A 22946-nucleotide genomic window follows, 5' to 3' on the forward strand; every position below is an offset into this window, starting at 1 on the left:
TTGGTGCGGGCGGCGGGGAACATCCCCACCGGTCCATTTGGGATTAGTGGCTCGGGTGAAGTGCGTCTTTGAGGTAGACGCAGGTCAAAATGGTGAACACGTAAGCCTGGATGAAGCCAACGAGCACTTCGAGCGCGTAGATTGCAGTCACGCCGAGGATCGACAGCGGCGAGACAAGGGTGATGGCGGCAAAGCCTGCGAACACCTTGAGAACCGCGTGACCCGCCATGATGTTGCCTGCGAGACGAATGCTGTGGCTCACGGGGCGTACGAAGTAAGAGATGATTTCGATCAGGGCCAGGATCGGGCGAAGCGCAAGCGGCGCGCTCGACACCCAGAAGAGGCCAAGGAAACCGGCACCGTTCTTGACGAAGCCGAGAACCGTTACCGCGATGAACACGCCAAAGCCCATGACAGCCGTCACCGCGATCATCGAGGTGGGCGAGTAGGACATCGGCAGAAGCGCGAGGAAGTTCGAGAAGAGGATGAAGATGAACAGGGTGAAGATATAGGGGAAGTACTTCACACCGTCTTTGCCGGTCACGTCTTCGACCATCTTGTAGACGAAGCCATAGGCCAGTTCGGCCACCGACTGCGCGCGGCTCGGGACAATCGCGCGGCGCGAGGTGCCGATAACCATCAGGCCGATGATGCCGAGAACAGCGAGGAACAGCCACAGGGTCAGGTTGGTGATGGTGAACATGCCCACAGCACCATCGCCAAAGAGCGGCTTGGTGATGAACTGATCCATGGGATGGAAAACCAGGCCTGTGCCTTTTTCTGCCGCTTCAGATGCCATCTTTGTCCCCTTTACCGGCCTCGTCCGAGGCCTGCTCTACGTCTGCGCCCTGTCGGGCAATCTGTTGTCGCTGGATCTCTTGCGCGCTTCGGAGCATCACCTTGATGCCCGCCGCAATGCCCAGCAATGTGAACAGCACCATGAGGAACGGCGTTGTGCCGAAAAGCACGTCGAGCCCGTATCCGATGCCAAATCCGATCCCGAGACCGGACACCATTTCCGTCACCATCCGCCACGCCAGATTGGCTTGGCTGTAGTGCTCTTCCTGATGTGCCTTTGTGTCGGCTTCGGACCGTTTGACCGCTTCGATGCGCTCTTCCAACGCCTTCAGCTTGTCTTGTCGATCGGCTTCGCTCACGCCGGGCACCCCATTCAGAGAGTTGAGGGTTTGCTAAGCGCTGGATGCGCGTGAGTCAACATGCTGTTAAGGGGAGGCAAGACAGCCCCAATACAATGATATTAAATGACTTTTCGTACGTTTGCGCCAACACCGTCAAACTGCCGCAGCCCCGGTTTTGGCCTCTATTGGCAAAATCCGTTATTCAACGATTTGGTTGAGTTTTTCCGGGCCGACTTGACGTCCCGCCCCTGACCGGCCTTAAGGACCCTTATGAGCGCTCGTCTCGATACCGTCTTTGCTGCCCTCGCCGATGGCACCCGCCGCCGCATCCTGTCGATGCTGCTCGAGGATGACATGGCCGTCACGGATGTGGCGGAGCCTTTCGAGATGTCACTCGCGGCGATTTCCAAACACCTGGGGGTGCTGACCAACGCCGGGTTGATCAGCCAGGAAAAACGCGGGCGGGTGAAGTGGTGCAAGCTGGAGCCGGACGCGCTCAAGGACGCATCCGTCTGGATGCAGGGCTTTGGCCAGTTTGAACCGGTTAACCTCGATGCCTTCGAGCGATTCCTGCAGCAGGAACTGCCGAGCCACACCGACGATCCGTAGGGCGGGGCTCGGCCCCGCTACTCCCGGAGCAGCATCAAGAGCGCCAGAGCCGTCAGTGCCACCCCGGGCAAAACGATGACTTGCGGCACGCCTCTCCCCAAAACAAGCTCCCAAAGGATGACCCAGCTTGGGGTCAGGTAGGTATATGCCATCACTTTGGCCGAAGGCAGGCGCAGCGTGGCATACCGCAGGATCAGGAAGGTCACCGCCGTGGCGGGCAGCGCGATATAGATCAGCGTGATCCAGACAATACCGGGCAAAGCCGTCCAATCTGTGCTGACCAACTGAGGCCAGGCCCAGACGGCAAGAAGCAGAGTGCCGGCGCTGAGCACCATGGCCGTGAAGGCCAGCGCCGGCTCGCCCCGGCTCAACTTGCGCAGCAAAGGTGAATAAAGAGCGTGTCCGATGCAGCCCCAGAAGTAGATCGTCTCTCCACGTCCAACCTCGAACACGCGCAAGGCCGCCGGGCTGCCATCGAAAATGACCCAAAGCGCCCCACACCCGCCGAGCGCAATGGCGAGCGCCATCCATCCCGATGTGACTTGCCGCACAATGAGAAAGCCAAAGACCGCGGTCAGCGCCGGATTCAGCGTAAAGACGGCCGACATGCTGACCGGGTGCGCCGTCTTCAGACCTTCGAACATCGTGACAAAGTAGAGTGCGAAAAGACCTGCCAGTAGACCGTACCGCCATGGCGCCGCGAAAACGGACCTTTCGACACCGCCTGCCGCCCAGGCCACGGCCCAAAGCACCAAACCGGCAATTGCAAAGCGTACCGCTGTAAGCGCTGCCGGATCGACGTGAGGCGCGGCCATACCTCCCAGGGAAAAGCTGCCCGCAACCAAGGCCGAAAAGCACAGCATCGCCAGATGCCCGCGCGTGGCCTCGTTCATGAGTCGGGGCCTTCTCCCGCATAGTCCTTGAGATGTGTCAGAAATGCCTGGACCTTGGCCGTGCGATGCAAATCAACGTGGGTGACCAGCCAAAGCGGGGCCGACCAGTTTTCGCGAGGCGGTAGAATCTGAACGAGATCCGGGTTTTGGCTCGCTTCGCGCACTCCAAGGAACCCGATTCCCGCCCCTTCCTGAACAGCGCGCTCGGTGACCCGGCTGTCCTTTGTCCGAAAGACAACGCGATCATGCGGAATCGTGCTCCAGAGCCACCGATGAAACGGCGCCTTGTTTTCGATATCGTCATGACACACGAAGAGATGCTCCGGCAGGTCTTTCTCACCCTCCGGCATACCATGCCGCGCGATATAAGACTTGCTGGCGTAAAGGGCGATGTCTTCGCTGGTGAAGGGCTGCACCACATTGTCCGGTTCCTGCGGTTGCTTCCCCGCTCTGAGGGCAACATGTGCTTCGCCGTACTCCAACCGGAACACGCGATCGTCGGTAAGATACCGAACCACCACATCAGGGTACGCTTCGCGGAACGTTGTAAGAGCCCCAACAAGCAACGGTGCGAAGGTGACAAGCGAAGTCACCACCAGTTCGCCGGAAACATCACTCCCACGCCCCTTGATCCGGCCTTCGAGTTGATGGAACTGCTCGTCGGTGGTCTTGGCAACACGCAAAAGGTCCTGCCCGGCCTCCGTTGCCGTGTATCCTCGGGCATGACGCTGGAAGAGTTTGACGCCCAATCGCTGCTCTAGCGAGTCGATATGCCGAATCACGGTGGCATGATGCACGCCAAGCACCTCGGCCGCGCCGCTGACCGTGCCCTGCTGCGCCACATGATAGGCTGTGCGCACTTCGTCCCAATTGTTCATTCTGGCCGCCTCGAGAATTGAAACCGTGTCGGTGTTACCGTCGCCTTCATTACCGTCGTCTTCTGACCCAAAAGGCAAGGTCTCGCTGAGGACACTGTCGGCCACGGCCCGTCCGAATAAAAAATGCCGACGCTCCGGGATGGAGCGTCGGCACTATTCTTGATCCGGCAAAATCGCCGGCAATCAGGCGTGTTAAGCCGAATAGGGCTTAGTTGGAGCCCGAGGTGCTGGAGGAGCCGGAGCCGCCGCCATTGCCTGCAAGTGCGCCAACAACAACGATACCGCCGAGCACGGCTGCTGCGGTTGCAAGGCTACCGGAGGAGGAGCTTGCTGCTGCAACAGGTACAAACGGATCGTCTTCTTCTTCTGCGGTGTCGCCGTACATGCCAGCGAAAGCAGTGGATGCGGAAAGAGCGACAGCTGCGGTCGCCAGGATGAACTTGTTCATTGTAAACTCCAATAGAGACGTTTGGTCGCCAAGTTAGCAACTCACACAGAAAAAGACAAAAGTAAAACTCTGATTACGGGAAAATGCGTTTTGATCGGCGGGATTGTACTCATCGTGCATCACTTGCCGCGCCGCACTGCCTGAAATTGGCAAAAAATGGGCGAAGAATCTACTCCTACCACATGAAACTTGACTCTTTTACGCCGCAAGATTAATCCGCGAGCAATCTCCGGGAGTCCTCTGTGCTTCCGGTCCCATGGGTCAATCCCGGGATCGCCCTCCGTCAGCGCGTTGCGCCCACGGGGGCGCTTGTTGTTTTGTCCAAGCGTTCTGGCGCGATGGCAATTCAGCAAAGTCCGATTGCCACATGGGTTTGTGAAGCGACGCCCGCAGCCTTATCTGAAGGCGCATCTGGATTAGAAAAGGAGGGGACGCCCTCATGTTTGAGAATCTTTCCGATCGCCTCGGCGGCGTGTTTGATCGCCTGACCAAACAAGGTGCTCTGTCGGCTGATGACGTCAAAATGGCGCTGCGCGAAGTCCGCGTTGCCCTGCTTGAGGCGGACGTCTCGCTCCCGGTTGCCCGAAATTTCATCAAAGCGGTCGAGAAAAAGGCAACCGGCCAAGCCGTCACCAAATCCGTGACCCCCGGCCAGCAGGTCGTGAAGATCGTTCATGACGAATTGATCGCGGTTTTGGCCGGTGAAGGCGAACCCGGGACACTTAAGGTTGATTCGCCCCCGGCGCCGGTTCTGATGGTTGGCCTGCAGGGCGGCGGTAAGACCACGACCACGGCGAAGCTTGCAAAGCGCCTGAAAGAGCGGGACGGCAAGAAAGTCCTCATGGCCTCGCTCGACGTGAATCGGCCGGCGGCCATGGAACAGCTTGCCATCCTCGGAACGCAAATCGGCGTCGACACTCTGCCAATCGTCAAGGGCGAGGAGCCCGTGGCCATCGCAAAGCGCGCCAAAACGCAGGCCGGTCTGGGCGGCTATGACGTTTATATGCTCGACACGGCTGGCCGCCTCTCCATCGACGAAGAGCTGATGGCTCAGGTCGAAGCGGTGCGTGACGTTGCCAACCCGCGTGAAACGCTGCTCGTGGTCGATGGGTTGACCGGTCAGGACGCTGTGCATACGGCGGAAAACTTCGATGAGCGTATCGGCATCTCAGGTGTTGTTCTCACCCGGATGGATGGTGACGGCCGCGGTGGTGCGGCGCTGTCCATGCGCGCGGTCACCGGCAAGCCGATCAAGTTCGTCGGCCTTGGCGAGAAGATGGACGCGCTCGAAACCTTCGAGCCGGACCGCATCGCGGGCCGCATCCTTGGCATGGGTGACATTGTCTCTCTCGTCGAGAAAGCGCAGCAGACGCTGGAGGTCGAACAGGCCGAGCGCATGATGAAGCGCTTCCAGAAAGGTCAGTTCAACATGAACGACCTGAAGATGCAGCTTGAGCAGATGATCAAGATGGGCGGCATGGAGGGCATGATGCAGATGATGCCCGGCATGGGCAAAATGGCCAAGCAGGCGACCGAAGCAGGCATGGACGACAAAGTCCTCAAGCAGCAGATCGCCCTGATCCAGTCCATGACCAAGAAAGAACGCGCCAACCCGCAGCTTCTTCAGGCGTCCCGCAAGAAGCGCATCGCCGCCGGTGCTGGCATGGAGGTCTCCGACCTCAACAAGCTGCTGAAAATGCAGCGCCAGATGTCGGACATGATGAAGAAAATGGGAAAGATGGGCAAAGGCGGCATGCTGAAACAGGCCATGAAAGGCATGTTCGGCAAAGGCGGCATGCCTGGGGATATGGCCGGAATGGACCCGTCACAGATGGACCCCAAAGCGCTCGAAGCGGCGGCCAAGCAAATGGGCATGGGTGGCAAGCTGCCCGGTCTGGGTAGCGGCATGGGCCTGCCTCCGGGCCTGTCGGGGTTCGGCAAGAAGAAGTAAATGCCCGCCCCTGCCCTTCATACCCCGCGCCTCGTGCTGCGCCCCCATGTCATGGGGGACCTCGAACAGCTCTGTGATCTGTTCGAGACCGACCGCGCGCGCCATATGGGGGGACCGATCCCGCGCAAGGCGGCATGGCGCTGGCTTGCGTCCGAGGTGGCTATGTGGGACCTGATGGGCCATGGCGCATGGGGGATCGAAGCGAAGGACGGAACATTCCTTGGTCAGATCGGTATCCTGCGCCCGCCGCATTTCCCGGAGGCGGAGATCGGCTGGACCCTTCTGGAACAGGCTGAGGGCAAGGGCTATGCTGCGGAGGCCGCGACGGCGGTTTTGCATTGGGCCTGGGCGAACGGCTTTGAGACGCTTGTCTCCTATATCGATCCCGAAAACAGCCGCTCCATTGCACTTGCTGCGCGTCTTGGCGCAACGCATGACGCAGACGCCCCCCTGCCGACGGGAGAGACCCCGGACGACACCATCGTTTATCGGCACATCCCGGACGCGGACGGAAACCCGGGGGCTTACGCATGATCAAGGCTCCCCTTACAAACGCCCCGCGCCTTGAAACGGAGCGTCTGATCCTGCGCGGCCCGCGCCGCGAAGACGCGGACGCGGTTATTGCCTTCCTCGGCGATGAAGCCCGCAGCCAGGGCTTTGGCTATATCCCGCAGCGCGGCGATGCGTGGCGTTGGTTCACCCTGAACGTTGGTCACTGGCATTGGCACGGCTACGGTTATTTCGTCGTCGAAGACAAGGCGAGCGGCAAACCCGCAGGCATCAGCGGTATCTGGAACCCGGAAACATGGCCGGAGCCTGAGGTTGGCTACGTGGTTTTTGATGGCTGCGAAGGCAAGGGAATCGCCTACGAGGCCGCCTGCCGCGCACGGCAATGGGCTTACGAGGACCTCGGTTTCACCACGCTGACCTCAAACATCGTACCGTCAAACACCCGATCAAAAGCACTCGCTACGCGGATGGGGGCGGTCTACGAGCGCACGTACTATAACGAGGCCATGGGCGAAGACGAGCTTTGGCGGCACCCCGGACCGGAGGCGCTGTGATGTCGAGCAACGCCACGATCACCACGGACCGCCTGACCCTTCGCCCTATTCAAAAGCGCGATGCGGAGGCGATGACCGCCATGATGCTCGGCCATTGGGAAATGCGCGGCTATGGTCTTTGGGCCGTTACGGAAACCGGCGCTGCCGACATCCTTGGGATGGTCGGCCCGTTCTTTCCCGATGGCTGGCCAGAGACGGAAATCGGCTGGGTCATGTTCGATGGAGCGGAAGGCAAAGGCTATGCTTTTGAGGCCGCCAAAGCCGCCATCTCGGACGCCCGCACGCGCCTCGGCTGGCGCGATATCGTGCACTACATCAATCCGGAAAACAGCCGCTCCATCGCTTTGGCCGAGCGGCTCGGCGCCGTGCTTGATCCAAATGCGGAGCAACCGAAACCCGGATCACACGCGTTGATCTATCGCCAACCGCAGGAGGCCGCATGACAGCCGTCGCCCAAGCCCCCTGCGAACAGCATCGCCCCGGTCCCGGCGCACGCGCCGCCGCGCGTCTGTGCGGCAAGGTCCCGGTGATCGACACCCGCCGGCTGCAACTGCGCGGCCCGCGTGTCTATGACTTCAAAGCCTTCGCGAAAATCTACGAAAGCGACCGCTCGATTGAAATGGGCGGGCCTTTCACGCGCGAAGAGGCGTGGCAGGAATTCACCAACTACACGGCGCTCTGGCTTTTGCACGGCCATGGCCTTTGGACCATTGACGCCCTGACTTCCCCTTCGGCGGGGTTTGTCCTGCTGGGTTACGAATGGGAAGACCCGGAGGCGGAACTGGGCATTTTCCTGACCGAAGAGGCAGAAGGCCACGGCTATGCCGAAGAGGCGCTGGATGCAGCCATGGGCTTCGCGTTTGACACGCTGAAGTGGGACAGCGTCGTCTCCTACGTCGCGCCCGACAATGACCGCTGCCTCAAACTCATGAACCGTGTGGGCGCGACCCGCGATCCTGTCGCCGAGGCGCTGGTTGACGCGGACACCCATGTCTATCGCCACAAAGCCAAAGCAGGGAGCCTCTGATGGGACACCGCGACATCCCCGTGCTGGAAACCGAACGCCTGAGCCTGCGCGGCCCGGTGCCGGAAGACTATGCCGCCTTCAAGGCGACCTTTGCCAGCTACCGCTCCCGTTTCATGGGTGGCCCGCTGAACGCCTATGAGACGTGGATGCTCTACGCCTCGGAGATCGGGCACTGGGAAATCCGCGGGTTCGGCATGTGGATGATCCACCTGAAGGACACTGATGAGACCGTCGGCATGGCCGGCGGATGGTTCCCGGCAAAATGGCCGGAGCGCGAGATTGCCTGGATCATCTGGCCAGACAAGGCCGGACATGGCTATGCTTTGGAGGCGACGGACCGGGTACGCCGGTATTTCTATCATGATCTCGGTTGGGAAACCGCTGTCAGCTACATCGACCCGAAGAACCTTGATTCCATCCGGCTGGCCGAACGCCTTGGCTGCACCAAGGATCACGACGCGGCGACAGTCGATGGCAACGATGCCGTATATCGCCACCCGACGCTGGAGCAGCTTCAGGGGCAGGCTGGCCACGGCATTGCCATGGAAATCGCCCACTACCAGGACCCGCTGTTCAAACCGAAAGGCTTTGCAATTGACTGAAGACGTTGTCACCCGCGCAGCAGATCTGCTCAAAGGCCACCGCGACAGCATTGACCGGCTGGACGCGATCCTTGTCTTTACGCTGGCCGAGCGTTTTGCCCATACGCAGGCCGTAGGCGTGCTCAAAGCCGAACACGACCTACCCCCATCCGATCCCGCACGTGAAGAAAAGCAGATCGCGCGGCTCCACGACCTTGCACTCCAGGCCGATCTCGACCCGGAATTCGCCAAGAAATTCCTGAACTTCATCATTCAGGAAGTCATCCATCACCACAAACAAAAGCAATCCTAGGCGGCCCGTTTGCCCGCCTGACACGCCATTCAAAGGAGAAACTCAATGGCTATCAAAATCCGTCTCGCCCGTGGCGGCTCCAAGAAGCGCCCCTTCTATCGCATCGTTGCGGCTGACAGCCGTATGCCGCGTGATGGCCGCTTCATCGAAAAGCTCGGCACCTACAACCCGCTCCTGCCGAAAGACAGCGAAGAGCGCGTGAAAATGGACATCGAGCGCATCCAGTACTGGCTCGGCCAGGGCGCTCAGACCACCGATCGCGTGTCTCGCTTCCTCGAAGCGGCTGGCGTGAAAGAAAAAGCGGAGCGTAACAACCCGAAGAAAGCCGTCCCGGGCAAGAAAGCCCAGGAACGCGCAGAAGAGAAAGCAGCCAAGGCTGCTGAAGCGGCAGAAGCCGCAACAGATGCGGCGTCGGAAGAGTAATCCTGTTTCCGATGTCCACCCCGGCAGGCGGCCCACCTGCCTGCCGGGACCTCTTTCCAACCCGAGGAAAGAATGCGCCTGATCCGTTTACTTGTCTTGTTGTCGGTTGCCTTCGTGGCTGGCATGCTCTTTGAGCGGAACACGCAAGCCGAGCGTTGCAAGGCCTCTGGCGGAACTTGGCTCCCTGGAAGTATCTGTGGGGCGCCATAATCCCAAGCTGGGAAAAATGAAGGATCACACATGACCGATCTGATCTGTGTCGGCGCGATTTCCGGGGCTTTCGGGGTTCACGGCGAAGTTCGGTTGAAAAGCTTTACCGCCGATCCTTTGGCTATTGCCGACTACGTACCGTTGACCCGTGAAGACGGGAGCGGCGCCTTCGAAATCCAGATCACACGTGAGATCAAAAACGGCTTTGCCGCGCGGATGAGCGGTGTGCGCAACAAGGAAGAGGCGGACGCCCTGAAAGGCGTGCGGCTGTTTGCTCCCCGTGATCGGCTGCCGCAGTTGCCCGACGATGAATTCTACCACGCCGATCTTATTGGCCTGTCTGTCTTTGATACGGGCGGCGCGCCTCTTGGTCAGGTCAAGGCGGTTCAGAACCACGGCGCGGACGATCTGCTCGAACTGATTGTGCCCGGTCAGAGCAGTACCGTTCTGCTGCCATTCACGCAGGCGGCGGTTCCGACCGTTGATTTGACCGCTGGTCGAATCGTGGCCGATCCGCCCGAAGGCCTATTTGACTGAGCTTCAGTCCGCGACCATCGCACAGAGCAATTCGAACATGATGGACACGCCAAGGAAGGCGGTTCCACCGCTCGCATCAAACGGCGGCGAAACCTCGACCATGTCCGCCCCGGCAATGGTCACACCGTAGAGCTCACGGCACACCTGAAGTGCCTGAAAACTGTTCGGCCCGCCGACCTCTGGCGTCCCAGTGCCCGGCGCAAAGGTAGGATCAACAAAGTCGATGTCGTAGCTCACATAGGTCGGCAGATCGCCAACCACCTCCCGCGCTTCCGCCATCACGTCAGACACGCCGCGCGCAAAGAACTCTTCGATCGGCACGATGCGAATACCAACGCTCTCGGCAAAATCCCGGTCTTCACTGTCATACATCGTCCCGCGAATACCAATCTGAATCACCCGTTTCGGATCAAGCAATTCCTCTTCGACTGCGCGCCGGAAAGGCGTGCCGTGCGTGTACATCGTTCCGCCAAAATACGAATGGAACAGATCCGTATGGCTGTCGAAATGGATCATGCCAAGCGGGCCGTCCTTGGCCAGCGCCCGCAGAACGGGCAAAGACGTCAGATGATCGCCGCCTGCGGTGAGCGGACGAATCCCCTGCCCCACCAGCGTGTCATAAAACGCCGTGATCCGGTTCATGCTATCCTGAATATCAGCAGGGTTCGGACCCACATCGCCGAGGTCCGCGCAATTCACCGTTTCAAACGGACGCACGCCGGTGTCGCCATGTTGCGCACGGATCATCGTGGACGCATCGCGGAGCTGGCGGGGGCCGTGGCGTGGGCCGGGGCGATTGGTGGTGCCGGAATCCCAAGGCACACCCACAAGACCGATGTCCACATCCGCAAATCGCCCGTGTTCCGGCGGGACATACGGCAGGCGCATGAAGGTCGGCACCCCTGCAAAACGCGGCAGGTCAAATCCCGAGACCGGGTGGAAGAACGGATCGGATGGCATGGCGGTCTCCTAACGTGGCAGCCGGGCGTGACGTGTGACCTCACCGTCGCCCTGCGCGCGAATACGGTCAATAGCCTCGGCCATCGGCTCGTAGGCCACCGCCATGTGATACACATTTGCGTGCAGCAGCGTCTCGGGATCAGAAACCCAGGCAACATGACCTTTCCAGAACATCAGATCGCCGCGTTCTGGAGGAGTTCCGTGGGGCAAAGTCTCACCCAGCTCTCGTTCCTGCATGTCACTGTCGCCGGGACATGGTATGCCGCAGGCCGCGCAGCCGGCTTGCACCAACCCCGAGCAATCAATGCCGAAACTGGAGTTTCCGCCCCAAAGGTAGGGCGCGCCAACCAATCGTTCGGCAACAAACACGGGATCGGTTTCTGGATCGGTCAAGAGGCGCAGGTGCGATGAGGGGACAAAGCGCTCAAAATGTCCCTCCGCCGCATCGACGTTGTCGAGCGGTATTGGAATGGCCACACGAGACCAGCGGTCACTTGTCTCAAACACATGCACACGTGATCCGAGCGGCAATGCTTGAACCCGGAGAGTTTTCTTAAAGTCCGGCTTCTCATAAGCGCGTGTCAGGCGAACCGACACTGTGTGTGTTGCGTCTGGCACAGGTTCAACAGACACTTGCCACGCATTGACCCAACCACAATAGCCGTCTTTGTCAGCCTGAACGAAGGCACGACCGTTCAATCGGTCCAGTACCTTGACGACCTCGCCAAGCAACAATTGCCGGTCCATCGACACCTCACGATCCGCCGCAGGAAACAGATCTACCGTGCCCCGGGCGACAACCGCCCGCTCCCCTTCCACAAACCGCTCCGCGTCGATTTCCCCTTTCAGGGAAACATGCGCCACGCGGCCGTTGAAAGGCGTCGTTCTGCGGTCCATCAGAGGACCAAAACGTCTGGTAAAGCCGCGAGGATGGCTCTTGGACCTTGCATCAACCCGCCTTTCGTCCGGCCCGGTGCGGCACTCGGCTGCCAGGAATAGATGTCAAAATGCGCGTAGCGGCCTGCACCCCCGGCGAAGCGCCGCAGGAAAAGCGCCGCGGTGATTGCACCGCCAAAGCCGCCCTTCGGCGCGTTGTCGAGATCGGCAATCCCCGGTTCAATCATGCTTTCATAAGGCTCGTGAAAGGGCAGTCGCCAAACAGGGTCCGCTGCCGCATGCGCCACCGACGACAGGGACGACGCAAACGCGTCGTCATCCGTAAAGAATGGCGCAAGGTCTGGCCCTACAGCCACCCGCGCCGCACCCGTCAGCGTGGCCATGGACAACATCAGGTCCGGCTCTTCTTCCCCACCAAAGGCCAATGCATCTGCAAGGACAAGCCGCCCTTCCGCATCCGTGTTGTTAATCTCGACCGTCAAACCATTGCGCGCGGTCAGGATGTCCTGCGGGCGGAAACTGTTGCCAGACACGGAATTTTCGACAGCGGGGATCAGCACCCGCAATTGCAGCTTCAGCCCAAGCGCCATGATCATATGGGCGAGACCCAGCGTGTTCGCTGCCCCGCCCATGTCCTTCTTCATCAGTCCCATGGACGCGCCGGGTTTGAGGTTCAGCCCGCCAGTGTCAAAACACACCCCCTTGCCGACAAGGGTGAGTTTCGGACCCGCCTCCCCCCATCGCATGTCGATCAACCGTGGTGCCTGTTCCGCAGCCCGCCCAACGGCATGAATCATGGGGAAGTTCTCTGAAAGCAGCGCGTCCCCTTTGGTGACCGTAATGGACGCCTCAAACTGGTCCGCGAGCGTTCTGGCCGCCGCTTCCAAAGCTTCCGGCCCCATGTCAGCGGCCGGTGTGTTCACCAGATCGCGGGTCAGGGCTTCTGCCGCCGCAAGGGTTTCCAACCGGACTGCGTCGATCCCTTCAGGGGCTTTGAGTTGCGCGCATGTGGGCGTGTTGCCACGATACCGCGAGTAGCCATAGCCCGCGAGCAGCCAGCCGAGCGCTTCTGTCTCCAAACGCCCGTCTGGAATAGAATTGGCGAGATGAAAAATGCCTGAACCCAGTTTCGAAGCGGCATTGGCAAGAATGAACCGGTGTCTGGCTCTTTTCTGGGCCGTTCCGAAACCGGCGAGCGCGGCGCGCGGCGCGCCAGCTTCTCCCGGGAGCAAAAGAACAGAGCCGATACCCCCGGAGAACCCGTTGGCCTGCACCCAGGTCCGCGTTGCTTCATCCTGTTCGGAAAGCCATGTCTCAAGAGCGTCTGCCTCAATTACATAGAGCGGCAGGCTGGATGAATCTGGGGCAGCGAATGTCAGGGGCATTGGGCGTATCCTTGCGAAGTCACGCCCAGCCTATCGGGGCGCGCCGCGACCGCAAGGGGGGAAGCACGCCTTAGACCGAGAACTCCTGCAAGTCCCACAATAGCGCCAGAGAGCTTTCCCCGTTTCGCACCAGCCTCGCAATCGTAGCGGCTTCGGCAACCCCGTCGCCGAACTCGATGCAGATCATGACGTCGCGCGCGATTTTTGACAGGCTTTCCAGCCCGATTTGATCAGCAATTGCGCTGAGCGACCGCAAGCCCTTGTGCAGCTCGTCACGCGGTCCATTCATGGATTGTTCCTGAAGCTGACACAGGCGCTGAGCCAGCTCTTCCATAGCGCGGCAAACCACGTCTTCGGCCGCATGAAGCCCAAGATCGTTTCGCAGTGTCTCAATTTGGCCCCGCTCGACGCGCGGCGTTTCTGCCGGCGCCAGATAGGTCACGTCTTTCACATCTCACCCCATTTGGTTGGCCCCCACGGCCTGAGCAAGATGCACCTTTGACCTTCTCAAAAGGTTATTCTCAAAGAGGAATGTCGGTTGAATTCGCTGCGAATTCACACCTTGTCATTCTAAAATTGTATTTGATTGCCAGACCCTTGCACCAATTCAAAAACGAAATGCCGGCGCAATCAACAACGAGGTGATCTGTCGGGGCAGCCCTGGAAAACCAGACAGCATCCGCCCGCGATACGGTGCCGTCGCGGACGCGGTTCTCAACGGGATTGGCAGTCAGTGCAGAACGCCTGTGTGACCATCGACAGAGGCGCGCACGGACGGGCGACCAAGTCTTTCCGAAAGGCTGCGCAATGGTACACCCAGCGTGCTTCCGGTGCAAACAGCCCTGCCAGAGCCGTCCAGAAGGACAAGATGCCCTTCGCTGAACGCGATGCCATAGCCTTTGGACGCCAGAACCTGGCGAAGGGCTTGCCATGTCTCGGCTTGTTCAAAGACAGGGTTTAGAAAACTGCGAAGAAGGGAAAGCGTCTCGCAATCCTTGGGAGCCGGAAGGCCCAATTGGTCAGAGGCTGTTTCCCATCCTGCCTGGGTATTGGTTTGATGGCGCATTGCTCATCTCCTTGCCTGTGTTTTTGAGCATTACAGCAGAAAACGGCAAAAATGCGGCCAATCGCTAACGATTGCGTGCGCTGTGGAAACGAGGTCTTAACCAGTATGTGACCATCCTGATCAAATGCAGTTATTCGATTGTTCCACCCTTGGTCTGGACACGCCCCAAGACATATCGGGCGCAGTCTTCGTTCGCGGCTCCATGTCCGGAGCGCTTTCTTCAACGGAGGGAGACGACATCTCGATCGCCCGGGCAGATCTCGACACAGATTTCAGACAGGCTCAAGGGTGGCCTGAACTGCAAGGTCGGCTGCTGTTGAAAGGATATGTTCTGCGCGAACTGGACCACCGCCTGACATTGTGCCGGCGCGCGGATAGTCAACGCATTTGCGGCTGCAGAGACCTTGGGATTCCGTACGACGCACTCAAACGTCGCTTTGGAACACCGCTGCCGTCCGCAACCGCACTGGGCTTTCCGAAATCGGTTTAGTTACGCGAAGACGCCGCGTTGCGCCAAACCCAAGGACATTGCTGCGTCCCGTCGAAATATCGGGATACGAAATGGCCGCTTGCGGCGCGGCACGTCTTTTATGCGGGATAAGGCCCGCAGCCGCCGTGCACGTGCGATATCACAAAGATTGTCTGTCATTGGACTGCTCCTGATCTGCCAGACGCCGCATTTCTCATCCTCTTGTCCGGGCTGGCGGCGTTTCCATTCTGCCGACAATCACAGCTGATTGTGGCCGCAGAATGACCAATCAACGTCGCGAAGAGGGATTTGCACAGGTCCTTCGAAGCGATGAACCCGGAAAGAGAAAGGACGGCGCAGTTCCCTGCACCGTCCCCGCTCACGTCTCATGGACGTTGTTTTCAGCCCTTCTTGAGCGCGCGCTGTCCGAGAACCTCGGCGATCTGCACGGCGTTCAGAGCCGCCCCTTTGCGCAGGTTGTCGGAGACGCACCAGAAGTTCAGACCATTGTCGATCGTCGAGTCCTGGCGGATCCGGCTGATGAAGGTGGCAAAGTCGCCAACGCATTCCTTAGGCGTGACGTAACCACCGTCTTCGCGCTTGTCGATCACCACGATGCCCGGCGCTTCCCGCAGGATATCACGCGCTTCATCTTCATCGAGGAAGTCTTCGGTCTCGATGTTGATGGCCTCGGAGTGCCCCACGAACACGGGAACACGGACGCAAGTAGCAGTGACCTTGATCGACGGATCGACGATCTTTTTGGTCTCGGCAACCATCTTCCACTCTTCCTTGGTCGAGCCATCTTCCATGAAGACGTCGATGTGCGGGATCACATTGAAGGCGATTTCCTTTGTGTACTGCTTCGGCGGCACATCCTTGATCGGGTTATAGACGGCCTTGGTCTGCTCCCAAAGCTCATCCATACCGCCTTTGCCGGAACCGGAAACGGACTGGTAGGTCGACACGATCACACGCTTGATCTTCGCACGGTCGTGCAGCGGCTTGAGCGCCACCACCATCTGCGCGGTCGAGCAGTTCGGGTTCGCGATGATGTTCTTCTTGGTGTAGCCCATCACGGCGTCTGCGTTCACTTCCGGCACGATCAGCGGAACGTCCGGATCATAGCGGTAGAGCGACGAGTTATCGATCACCACACAGCCCTGGCTCGCGGCTTTGGGGGCGAACTCCTTGGTCGGGCCGGACCCGACTGCAAAGAGTGCCATGTCCCACCCGGTAAAGTCGAACGTAGCGAGGTCCTGGGTCTTGAGTGTCTTGTCGCCGAATGTCACCTCTGTGCCGAGAGATTTGCGCGATGCCAGCACCGCGATCTCATCAACAGGGAACTCGCGCTCGGCGAGGATATTCAGCATTTCGCGGCCCACGTTGCCCGTGGCGCCCGCGACGACGACCCTATAGCCCATTTGGCCCTCCATCAGGTTCCTATACGCATGTGTGGCACAGCTGCCCACATGACTGGCGCGCTCTTACAGGTTGGAACGTCCAGTTGAAAGGGGCAGTTTATTCAAGCCCCCACGACGGCCGGATTGCCGGGTCAAACTCATAGGGATTGTCACGAATTTGACACGGAACAGGGAGTTTTAGCCCATTTCCGATGCAGGAATGCACGAAATGCGGTGGAAATCCGCTTGAATGTGCAGATGCAGAAATAACAGACTTGCTTCATAAATGTGCAATCCCCTAGATAGGATTGAAAGCAGTCACCACGCCTCAAACGGGTGTGCGCAGCAGGCAGTTTGCGCGGCTGTGAAACGATAAGAACTTGGCAAGGCGCCTCAAGAGCGACCGCCAGAGGGGACTACACGACGAATGTTTTATCAATTGGTCACGGCCCTTTCTCGTCAGCAGAAACAGATTGTGTTCATGCTGATCGACGCAATGATCATCCCGATCGCATTTGGCATCGCGATCGTTCTCGAAGCGTCCGTAACCGCCGATATCGCCACGATCACAGCAATTCTTCCGCTGATACTGGGCCTCGTCCTTGTGGGATCTGCGATTTCCTGGTGGCTCGCCCTGCCAACCATCAAGCTCGCCGCCTACGAAACCCGGGGCATCATTCGCACGGGTGCTCATGCCGCCCTTCTCGGCGCTTCGGGGATCGTGATGGATGCCGCGATGGGCGGTACGCTGCCCGTGGGTGTTTTCCTTATCTTCTCCCTGCTCCTGCTGGTGCTGGCGGCAACGTGGCGTGTGGCGCTTCTTCAAGTGACGCTCGAAATCTACCGCCGTGGCAAGACGCGTATGCGGGTGTTGATCTACGGCGCAGGCCAGACTGGGCAGCAACTGGTTGCCGCGCTTCGACAGGACGACGCGATCCAGGCTGTCGCTTTCATTGACGACAATCCGACATTGCAAAGCTCCATGATCTCTGGGCTTCGGGTTTTTGCGCCCGCACGGATCAAAGAACTGATCGTCGAAAAAGACATCGACCGGATCGTTTTGGCCATGCCATCCATGCGCGCGCCGCAGCTTGCCCGGATCGCCCATCGTGTGCGCTCCATCGGCTGTGAAGTTCATGCGCTTCCCTCCTTTGCCGAACTGGTTGGCAAAGGTGAACTGGAAGCGCGGGTCTCCCCGGTGTCGCTCGATGATCTACTGGGTCGCAATCGCCTAGAGAACGAACTGCCTGGCGTGAGCCATGCCTACACGGACCGGCGCATTCTGGTGTCTGGCGCTGGCGGATCCATCGGGTCCGAACTCTGCCGCCAGCTCATCGCCTGCAAACCGTCTTGCATTGTTCTGGTCGAACACTCCGAACTGGCGCTTTACAACATCGACAAAGAACTGCGCGACATCAGTTCCAACATGACGATTGTGCCGGTTCTGGCCTCGGTCCTCGATGACGCAAAGATGCGCGACGTTCTGGTGGACCACGACATTGACGTGGTTCTGCACGCCGCCGCCTACAAGCATCTGCCGCTGGTGGAGATCAATCCACTGGCCGGTCTGAACAACAACGTGCTTGGCACCAAGGCCCTGGCAGACGCGGCACGAGACTGCGGCGTTGATCGCTTCATTCTCGTCTCCTCAGACAAGGCCGTGCGCCCGACCAACGTCATGGGTGCGTCCAAGCGCCTTGCCGAGCTGCTGATCCAGGACCTGGCAACCCGCAGCACCGGCACCCGGTTTTCGATGGTGCGCTTTGGCAATGTGCTCGGGTCCAGCGGCTCCGTCATTCCTCTGTTCGAAGAACAGATCGCGCGCGGCGGTCCGGTCACGCTGACCCACGGCGCGGTCACCCGCTACTTCATGACGATTTCCGAGGCCGCTCGGCTGGTCCTTCTCGCGGGCTCCTTCGCCCGTGGCGGTGACGTCTTTGTGCTCGATATGGGCGATCCGGTTCCGATCAAGAAACTCGCCCGGCAAATGATCGAAGGGGCCGGGTTCTCGGTCAAGGACGCGGACAACCCTCACGGTGACATTGAAATCGAAATCACCGGGTTGCGTCCAGGCGAGAAACTGCACGAAGAGCTTTTGATTTCGCCGGACATGCTGACCACGCCCCACGCCAAAATCTTGCGCGCGCAGGAAGGCTACCTTTCGGAGATCGAAGTTGCGACGGCGGTGAAAGACCTGCGTCAGGCCGTCGAGACTCGGGATGAAGCCCTGGCCCGTGGCATCATCTCTCGCTGGGTGGAACAGAGCGATATGCCGGAGGCGGCTCAGAGCACCTGAGCCACCCCGCTGCGTTTTCAGCGTCCGGGAATATCCTTGCGCGCCGGGAGCGGGTCCCAGGCATCAATGATCTGCGCCGCCTCTTCTGCGGTTTCCACGAACTTGAACAATTCCAGATCCTTTTCGCTGATGGTCCCGGCATCAGACAGTGCGTCCCAATTGATGATGCTTTCCCAGAATTTGCGTCCAAACAGCAGGAACGGTACAGGTTTCATCCGGCCGGTTTGAATAAGCGTGAGCGCTTCGAACAGTTCATCGAGCGTGCCAAAACCACCCGGGAAGACACAAATCGCCCGAGCGCGCATCAGGAAGTGCATCTTGCGAATGGCGAAGTAGTGGAAGTTGAAGGACAGCTCCGGGGTCACATGGGGGTTCGGCGCTTGCTCATGCGGCAGAACGATATTCAGACCGATCGAAACGCCGCCCTCATCCTCGGCGCCCCGGTTGCCGGCTTCCATGACACCGGGGCCACCGCCGGTGCAGATCACGTAATCCCGATTGCCGGTTTCTTTTGACTTGCGCGTCATGATCTGTGCAAAGCTGCGCGCTTCTTCGTAAAAGTGCGAAAGATCGGCCAAGGTCTTGGTGCGGGCACCGTCCTTTTGCGCCGGAGACGGAATGCGTGCACCGCCAAAAAGCACGATGGTCGAGTCGATCTGATGCTGGTCCAGCAGCATGTCGAACTTGAGTAGTTCAAGCTGTAGACGCACCGGCCGCAACTCTTCACGGCAGAGAAAATCCTCGTCGGCAAAGGCCAAACGATAGCTGGGCGATTGCGTTTGCGGGGTAACGGGTACGTGCTCCGCTGTGTCCATGTCGAGATGGGCATCGCGGAAAGGGCTACGGCGGTCTTGGGTCATATGTATCGGCGTCCTCAAAAGTCCTCCCCCATGCCTACAACCTCACCACAGCAAGCACCAGCGCCGCCGCGTCCCGGACCTGATCCGGGACCTCAAGAGCAAAAAGCCCCGCAGACCAAATGGACTGCGGGGCTTTCTAAGCGTTCTTTGGTCGGGTTTAGCCGATGATGCCGTTCAGGGTCGCGCTCGGGCGCATGACTGCTGCGGTTTTGGCTTCGTCACCGTGGTAGTAGCCACCCAGGTCTGCTGCGCTGCCCTGTGCCGCTGCCAGTTCGCCAACGATCGCCGCTTCACCTTCGGCCAGCGCCGAGGCGATGGGTGCGAAGTGCGCAGCGAGGTCCGCATCGTCCGACTGTGCGGCCAGTGCTTCGGCCCAGTAACGGGCGAACCAGTAGTGGCTGTCACGGTTGTCCGGCTCACCCACCTTGCGGGACGGAGAGCGGTCGTTGTCGAGGATGCCCTGGGTCGCCGCGTCGACGGCGTTGCCCAGAACGCGGGCTTTGTCGTTGCCCTTCTGATCCGCGAGGAACTTGAAGCTTTCGCCCAGCGCGCAGAACTCGCCAAGGCTGTCCCAACGCAGGTGGTTTTCTTCCTGCAGCTGCTGCACGTGCTTCGGAGCGGAACCGCCTGCGCCTGTTTCAAACAGACCGCCACCGTTCATCAGCTTCACGATGGAGAGCATCTTGGCAGAGGTTGCCAGTTCGAGGATCGGGAAGAGGTCCGTCAGGTAGTCGCGCAGCACGTTGCCGGTGATGGCGATGGTGTTCTCACCCTTTGTGATGGTTTCGAGCGAAGCAATGGTCGCTTCACGCGGGGCCATGATTTCGAACTTGTCCGCCACACCCTTGGCTTCAAGGATCGGCTTCACGTATTCGATCAGCTGTGCATCGTGCGCACGGTTGGCGTCGAGCCAGAAGATTGCGCGGTAGCCGGTGGCTGCCTGACGGTCGATGGCCAGTTGCACCCAGTCTTCGATCGGTGCTTTGCGCGCGGAGGCGGAGCGCCAGATGTCGCCTGCTTCAACCGAATGCTCATGCAGCACCGAGCCATCGTCGAGGATCATTTTAACCGTACCGGCCTCTGCGATCTCAAACGTGGTCGGGTGCGAGCCGTACTCTTCCGCCTTCTGCGCCATCAGGCCGAGGTTCTGAACGGTGCCGGCGGTGGCCGGGTTCAGCTTACCGTTGGCTTTGAAGAACTCAACTGTTGCATCATAGACCGGCGCATAGGAGTTGTCCGGGATCACGCAGTTGGTGTCGGCTTCGTTGCCATCCGGGCCCCAACCTTTGCCGCCTGCGCGGATCAATGCGGGCATGGAAGCGTCGATGATCACGTCGGACGGGACGTGCAGGTTGGTGATGCCCTTGTCGGAGTTCACCATGTACATCGGCGGGCGTTCGGCGTTCACCGCGTCAATCGCGGCGAGGATTTCCGGTTCATCTTTCACGCGATCCAGCAGCGCGCCAAGACCCGCATTCGGGTTCACACCGAGGCTCGCCATCTTGTCACCAAACTGCTCGAAGACCGGCGCGAGCCAGGCTTTGACTGCGTGACCAAAGATGATCGGGTCGGAGACCTTCATCATGGTTGCCTTCATGTGCAGCGAGAAGAGCGTGCCTTCGGCTTTGGTCTTTTCGATCTCGTCCGCGAGGAAAGCATCAAGCGCCTTGCCAGACATGAAGGTTGCGTCAACAACGGTGCCTGCGGGGTAGGAAACACCCTCTTTCAGGACAGTTTCGCCAGAGGCAGTTTCCAGAACGATCTTGGCTGTCGCGGCGTTCGGCAGGGTGGCGGAGACTTCGTTGGAGAAGAAATCGTTGCCGCCCATGGAGGACACGCGGGTCTTGCTGTCTGCAACCCACTCGCCCATGCGGTGCGGGTTGTTTTGAGCAAAGGACTTCACTGCGGCAGCGGCGCGACGGTCGGAGTTGCCTTCGCGCAGCACCGGGTTCACTGCGGAACCCTTGATGGTGTCATACTTGGCGCGCACGGCCTTTTCCTCATCGGAGGACGGCTCAAAGGGGTAATCCGGCAGGGCGTAGCCCTGACTCTGCAGTTCCTTGACTGCGGCCACAAGCTGCGGCTCGGACGCCGAGATGTTCGGCAGCTTGATGACGTTTGCGCCCGGCTGCTTCACCAGCTCGCCCAGAGCCGCAAGATCATCGGAGATGCGCTGCTCTTCGGTAAGCGCCTCGGGGAAGGTCGCGATGATGCGGCCTGCAAGGCTGATGTCCTTGGTGCCAACGGAAACACCTGCGGCGCTTGCAAAGGACTGGATGATCGGCAGGAAAGAGGCGGAGGCCAGCTCCGGCGCTTCGTCAACTTTGGTGTAGATAATATCGGGGGTGTTCTGATCAGACATCTGTACCAATCCTTTCATCGGTTTGCCTTGCCATAAGCCATGTATGGCAGGTTTTCCAGCACTACGGCGCCGCGCGCCCCGCGCATTTCGTCGCGGTTGTATGCAATGGGATACCGAAAATCCAGACGTTTTTTTCTGCGGCGCCGAAAGGAAGTGCGCTCAGGGTTTCCAGAGGAGGGTCTGGTTGCCACCCAGTTTGGAGTAGCTCAGAGGTCGCCGCTTTTCGGCAAGCGCTCTTGCCTGATCGTTGCCGCTCAACAGAAGAAACGGCTCCAGCCATGCCAGTTTGAAATCGTCGAGATTGTGCGTTCCGTCGAAAAGGGTCTGCACCTGACCGGTGATCTCGGCGGTTTTTTCTCCGGTCTCCAGTTCGGACAGGGTAAACGTCGCCGCGCGGTCCAGCGCATTGCCGCAGCGCGCCCGCAACGTGACCCCCTGACGTTCGAGAATCAGCACAGCCGTCGCCAGTGGCGCCATGGCATGAAGCTGATAGTGCAGCGCAAATCGCCCTCGGGTCATTTCCTGAGGCAAGCTGCCATCGGGGTTGACCGAACACAGAACATAGCTGGTGGACCAGACCGCCCAGCTGCGCATCACAACATCATCATTGAGAGCCGCGGTCGCAGCAGCGGCGAGACCCGCCCAGGCGCGCAGATTCCCAGAGGCAGCGCCCGATGGTGCGGTTTCCCAAAACACCATCTGCTCGTCCATCCGGCGGGTGAGCCATACCCGCACCTCGTCCAGTCCGGCATAATCAGAAGTGTATAACATCGCTTTGCCCGCGATGATGGCCAAACCGGAAAGGCGGGAACCAATGGTCAACCGCGTGGTTTCGGACCCCTGATCCGCAAGCGCATCTGCGCGGGCCCATTCGGACATCTGACCAATCAGGCAGTTTGCCTTGGCCCGCCGCTTGTCCCGATCTGCTTCCATCATTCGGTCAAGGCCGGACGCCAGATCGCGGATAAACGCATCGAGCGGTTCCAACGCGGCTTCTGTCTCTGCCTCGATCTCCGCGTTCACCGTATCCCGCGCCTCGCCGCTGCCGGCATAGCGGCTCTCAAAGGAAAGGCTGAGAACCGGGTCCGGCGCGGCCGGGCAGTTTTCCGAAGCAGCGCCCGTGGACGCTGTCATAACTGCCAGCAGGAAAGCGAGGGCGCATCTGAACATGGCAT

The 22946-nt window shown here is 59.8% G+C and carries 25 protein-coding genes; 11 read left to right on the plus strand and 14 right to left on the minus strand.

The genetic code is table 11. The annotated features are described in order from the left end of the window. Nucleotides 1–43: 43 nt before the first annotated feature. Nucleotides 44–799, minus strand: coding sequence for a F0F1 ATP synthase subunit A (locus E4662_RS12605; RefSeq protein ID WP_136441930.1), 756 nt, complete (start codon nt 797–799; stop codon nt 44–46). Continuing rightward, nucleotides 789–1157 carry an AtpZ/AtpI family protein gene (locus E4662_RS12610; protein WP_136441931.1) on the minus strand — a complete coding sequence of 123 codons (369 nt, stop codon included), beginning with the start codon at nt 1155–1157 and terminating at the stop codon, nt 789–791. The genes E4662_RS12605 and E4662_RS12610 overlap by 11 nt, the downstream gene beginning before the upstream one ends. 252 nt (nt 1158–1409) lie before the next feature. On the opposite strand from E4662_RS12610, the gene E4662_RS12615 reads away from it, so the two are divergent. Beyond that, nucleotides 1410–1748, plus strand: a complete 339-nt coding sequence (locus E4662_RS12615; protein ID WP_136441932.1) for an ArsR/SmtB family transcription factor — start codon at nt 1410–1412, stop codon at nt 1746–1748. A 17-nt stretch (nt 1749–1765) separates the two neighbouring features. On the opposite strand, the gene E4662_RS12620 is transcribed toward E4662_RS12615, so the two are convergent. From E4662_RS12620 to E4662_RS12630, 3 genes are all read right to left on the minus strand, one after another. After that, entirely contained in the window at nt 1766–2641 is an 876-nt protein-coding gene (locus tag E4662_RS12620) for a DMT family transporter (protein WP_136441933.1), read from the minus strand. Continuing rightward, nucleotides 2638–3519 (minus strand): LysR family transcriptional regulator, encoded by an 882-nt coding sequence (locus tag E4662_RS12625; protein ID WP_136442119.1) that lies wholly within the window; start codon nt 3517–3519, stop codon nt 2638–2640. The genes E4662_RS12620 and E4662_RS12625 overlap by 4 nt, the downstream gene beginning before the upstream one ends. Before the next feature lie 208 nt (nt 3520–3727). Further along, nucleotides 3728–3967 (minus strand): hypothetical protein, encoded by a 240-nt coding sequence (locus E4662_RS12630; RefSeq protein ID WP_136441934.1) that lies wholly within the window; start codon nt 3965–3967, stop codon nt 3728–3730. Nucleotides 3968–4406: 439 nt separating this feature from the next. Here E4662_RS12630 and ffh point away from each other — a divergent pair, with 439 nt between their 5' ends. From ffh to rimM, 9 genes are all read left to right on the plus strand, one after another. Further along, nucleotides 4407–5918, plus strand: a complete 1512-nt coding sequence (gene ffh, locus E4662_RS12635; RefSeq protein WP_136441935.1) for a signal recognition particle protein — start codon at nt 4407–4409, stop codon at nt 5916–5918. After that, nucleotides 5919–6452, plus strand: coding sequence for a GNAT family N-acetyltransferase (locus tag E4662_RS12640; RefSeq protein WP_136441936.1), 534 nt, complete (start codon nt 5919–5921; stop codon nt 6450–6452). After that, complete coding sequence (locus tag E4662_RS12645) at nt 6449–6982, plus strand: GNAT family N-acetyltransferase (RefSeq protein WP_136441937.1); 534 nt, start codon at nt 6449–6451, stop codon at nt 6980–6982. The genes E4662_RS12640 and E4662_RS12645 overlap by 4 nt, the downstream gene beginning before the upstream one ends. Beyond that, nucleotides 6982–7425 carry a GNAT family N-acetyltransferase gene (locus E4662_RS12650; RefSeq protein WP_136441938.1) on the plus strand — a complete coding sequence of 148 codons (444 nt, stop codon included), beginning with the start codon at nt 6982–6984 and terminating at the stop codon, nt 7423–7425. Before E4662_RS12645 ends, E4662_RS12650 begins: the two co-directional genes overlap by 1 nt. After that, the gene (locus E4662_RS12655; protein WP_136441939.1) at nt 7422–8009 is read left to right on the plus strand and encodes a GNAT family N-acetyltransferase; all 588 of its coding nucleotides are present in this window, start codon (nt 7422–7424) and stop codon (nt 8007–8009) included. The genes E4662_RS12650 and E4662_RS12655 overlap by 4 nt, the downstream gene beginning before the upstream one ends. Next, nucleotides 8009–8611 (plus strand): GNAT family N-acetyltransferase, encoded by a 603-nt coding sequence (locus E4662_RS24325; protein WP_136441940.1) that lies wholly within the window; start codon nt 8009–8011, stop codon nt 8609–8611. The genes E4662_RS12655 and E4662_RS24325 overlap by 1 nt, the downstream gene beginning before the upstream one ends. Further along, nucleotides 8604–8903, plus strand: a complete 300-nt coding sequence (locus E4662_RS12665) for a chorismate mutase (RefSeq protein ID WP_240705183.1) — start codon at nt 8604–8606, stop codon at nt 8901–8903. The genes E4662_RS24325 and E4662_RS12665 overlap by 8 nt, the downstream gene beginning before the upstream one ends. A 45-nt stretch (nt 8904–8948) precedes the next feature. Continuing rightward, complete coding sequence (rpsP, locus tag E4662_RS12670; RefSeq protein ID WP_136441942.1) at nt 8949–9326, plus strand: 30S ribosomal protein S16; 378 nt, start codon at nt 8949–8951, stop codon at nt 9324–9326. Nucleotides 9327–9566: 240 nt separating this feature from the next. Next, nucleotides 9567–10073 (plus strand): ribosome maturation factor RimM, encoded by a 507-nt coding sequence (gene rimM, locus E4662_RS12675; protein ID WP_136441943.1) that lies wholly within the window; start codon nt 9567–9569, stop codon nt 10071–10073. 3 nt (nt 10074–10076) lie between these two features. Here the strand turns inward: rimM and speB are convergent, their stop codons facing one another. The 6 genes from speB to E4662_RS12705 all read right to left on the minus strand — a co-directional run bounded on the left by speB (nt 10077) and on the right by E4662_RS12705 (nt 16274). Continuing rightward, complete coding sequence (speB, locus tag E4662_RS12680; RefSeq protein WP_136441944.1) at nt 10077–11033, minus strand: agmatinase; 957 nt, start codon at nt 11031–11033, stop codon at nt 10077–10079. 9 nt (nt 11034–11042) lie between these two features. Continuing rightward, nucleotides 11043–11930 carry a C40 family peptidase gene (locus tag E4662_RS12685; RefSeq protein WP_136441945.1) on the minus strand — a complete coding sequence of 296 codons (888 nt, stop codon included), beginning with the start codon at nt 11928–11930 and terminating at the stop codon, nt 11043–11045. Then, nucleotides 11930–13315 carry a leucyl aminopeptidase family protein gene (locus E4662_RS12690; RefSeq protein WP_136441946.1) on the minus strand — a complete coding sequence of 462 codons (1386 nt, stop codon included), beginning with the start codon at nt 13313–13315 and terminating at the stop codon, nt 11930–11932. The genes E4662_RS12685 and E4662_RS12690 overlap by 1 nt, the downstream gene beginning before the upstream one ends. A 70-nt stretch (nt 13316–13385) precedes the next feature. Continuing rightward, nucleotides 13386–13757: a hypothetical protein gene (locus E4662_RS12695; RefSeq protein ID WP_240705184.1), complete on the minus strand. Its 372-nt coding sequence runs from the start codon at nt 13755–13757 to the stop codon at nt 13386–13388. A gap of 288 nt (nt 13758–14045) precedes the next feature. Continuing rightward, nucleotides 14046–14381 carry a hypothetical protein gene (locus E4662_RS12700; protein WP_136441947.1) on the minus strand — a complete coding sequence of 112 codons (336 nt, stop codon included), beginning with the start codon at nt 14379–14381 and terminating at the stop codon, nt 14046–14048. 870 nt (nt 14382–15251) lie between these two features. Beyond that, nucleotides 15252–16274, minus strand: a complete 1023-nt coding sequence (locus E4662_RS12705; protein WP_136441948.1) for an aspartate-semialdehyde dehydrogenase — start codon at nt 16272–16274, stop codon at nt 15252–15254. 406 nt (nt 16275–16680) lie between these two features. Between E4662_RS12705 and E4662_RS12710 the strand changes: the two genes are divergently transcribed. Next, the gene (locus tag E4662_RS12710) at nt 16681–18549 is read left to right on the plus strand and encodes a nucleoside-diphosphate sugar epimerase/dehydratase (protein ID WP_136441949.1); all 1869 of its coding nucleotides are present in this window, start codon (nt 16681–16683) and stop codon (nt 18547–18549) included. Nucleotides 18550–18566: 17 nt separating this feature from the next. Here E4662_RS12710 and E4662_RS12715 read toward each other — a convergent pair whose 3' ends face one another. The 3 genes from E4662_RS12715 to E4662_RS12725 form a co-directional block, all read right to left on the minus strand. Beyond that, nucleotides 18567–19409: an LOG family protein gene (locus E4662_RS12715; protein WP_136441950.1), complete on the minus strand. Its 843-nt coding sequence runs from the start codon at nt 19407–19409 to the stop codon at nt 18567–18569. Between the two features lie 157 nt (nt 19410–19566). After that, nucleotides 19567–21771 carry an NADP-dependent isocitrate dehydrogenase gene (locus E4662_RS12720; RefSeq protein ID WP_136441951.1) on the minus strand — a complete coding sequence of 735 codons (2205 nt, stop codon included), beginning with the start codon at nt 21769–21771 and terminating at the stop codon, nt 19567–19569. 159 nt (nt 21772–21930) lie between these two features. Continuing rightward, nucleotides 21931–22941, minus strand: a complete 1011-nt coding sequence (locus E4662_RS12725) for an alginate lyase family protein (RefSeq protein ID WP_136441952.1) — start codon at nt 22939–22941, stop codon at nt 21931–21933. Nucleotides 22942–22946: the final 5 nt, after the last annotated feature.

Source organism: Pacificoceanicola onchidii, assembly GCF_004804335.1.
Classification (GTDB): domain Bacteria; phylum Pseudomonadota; class Alphaproteobacteria; order Rhodobacterales; family Rhodobacteraceae; genus Pacificoceanicola; species Pacificoceanicola onchidii.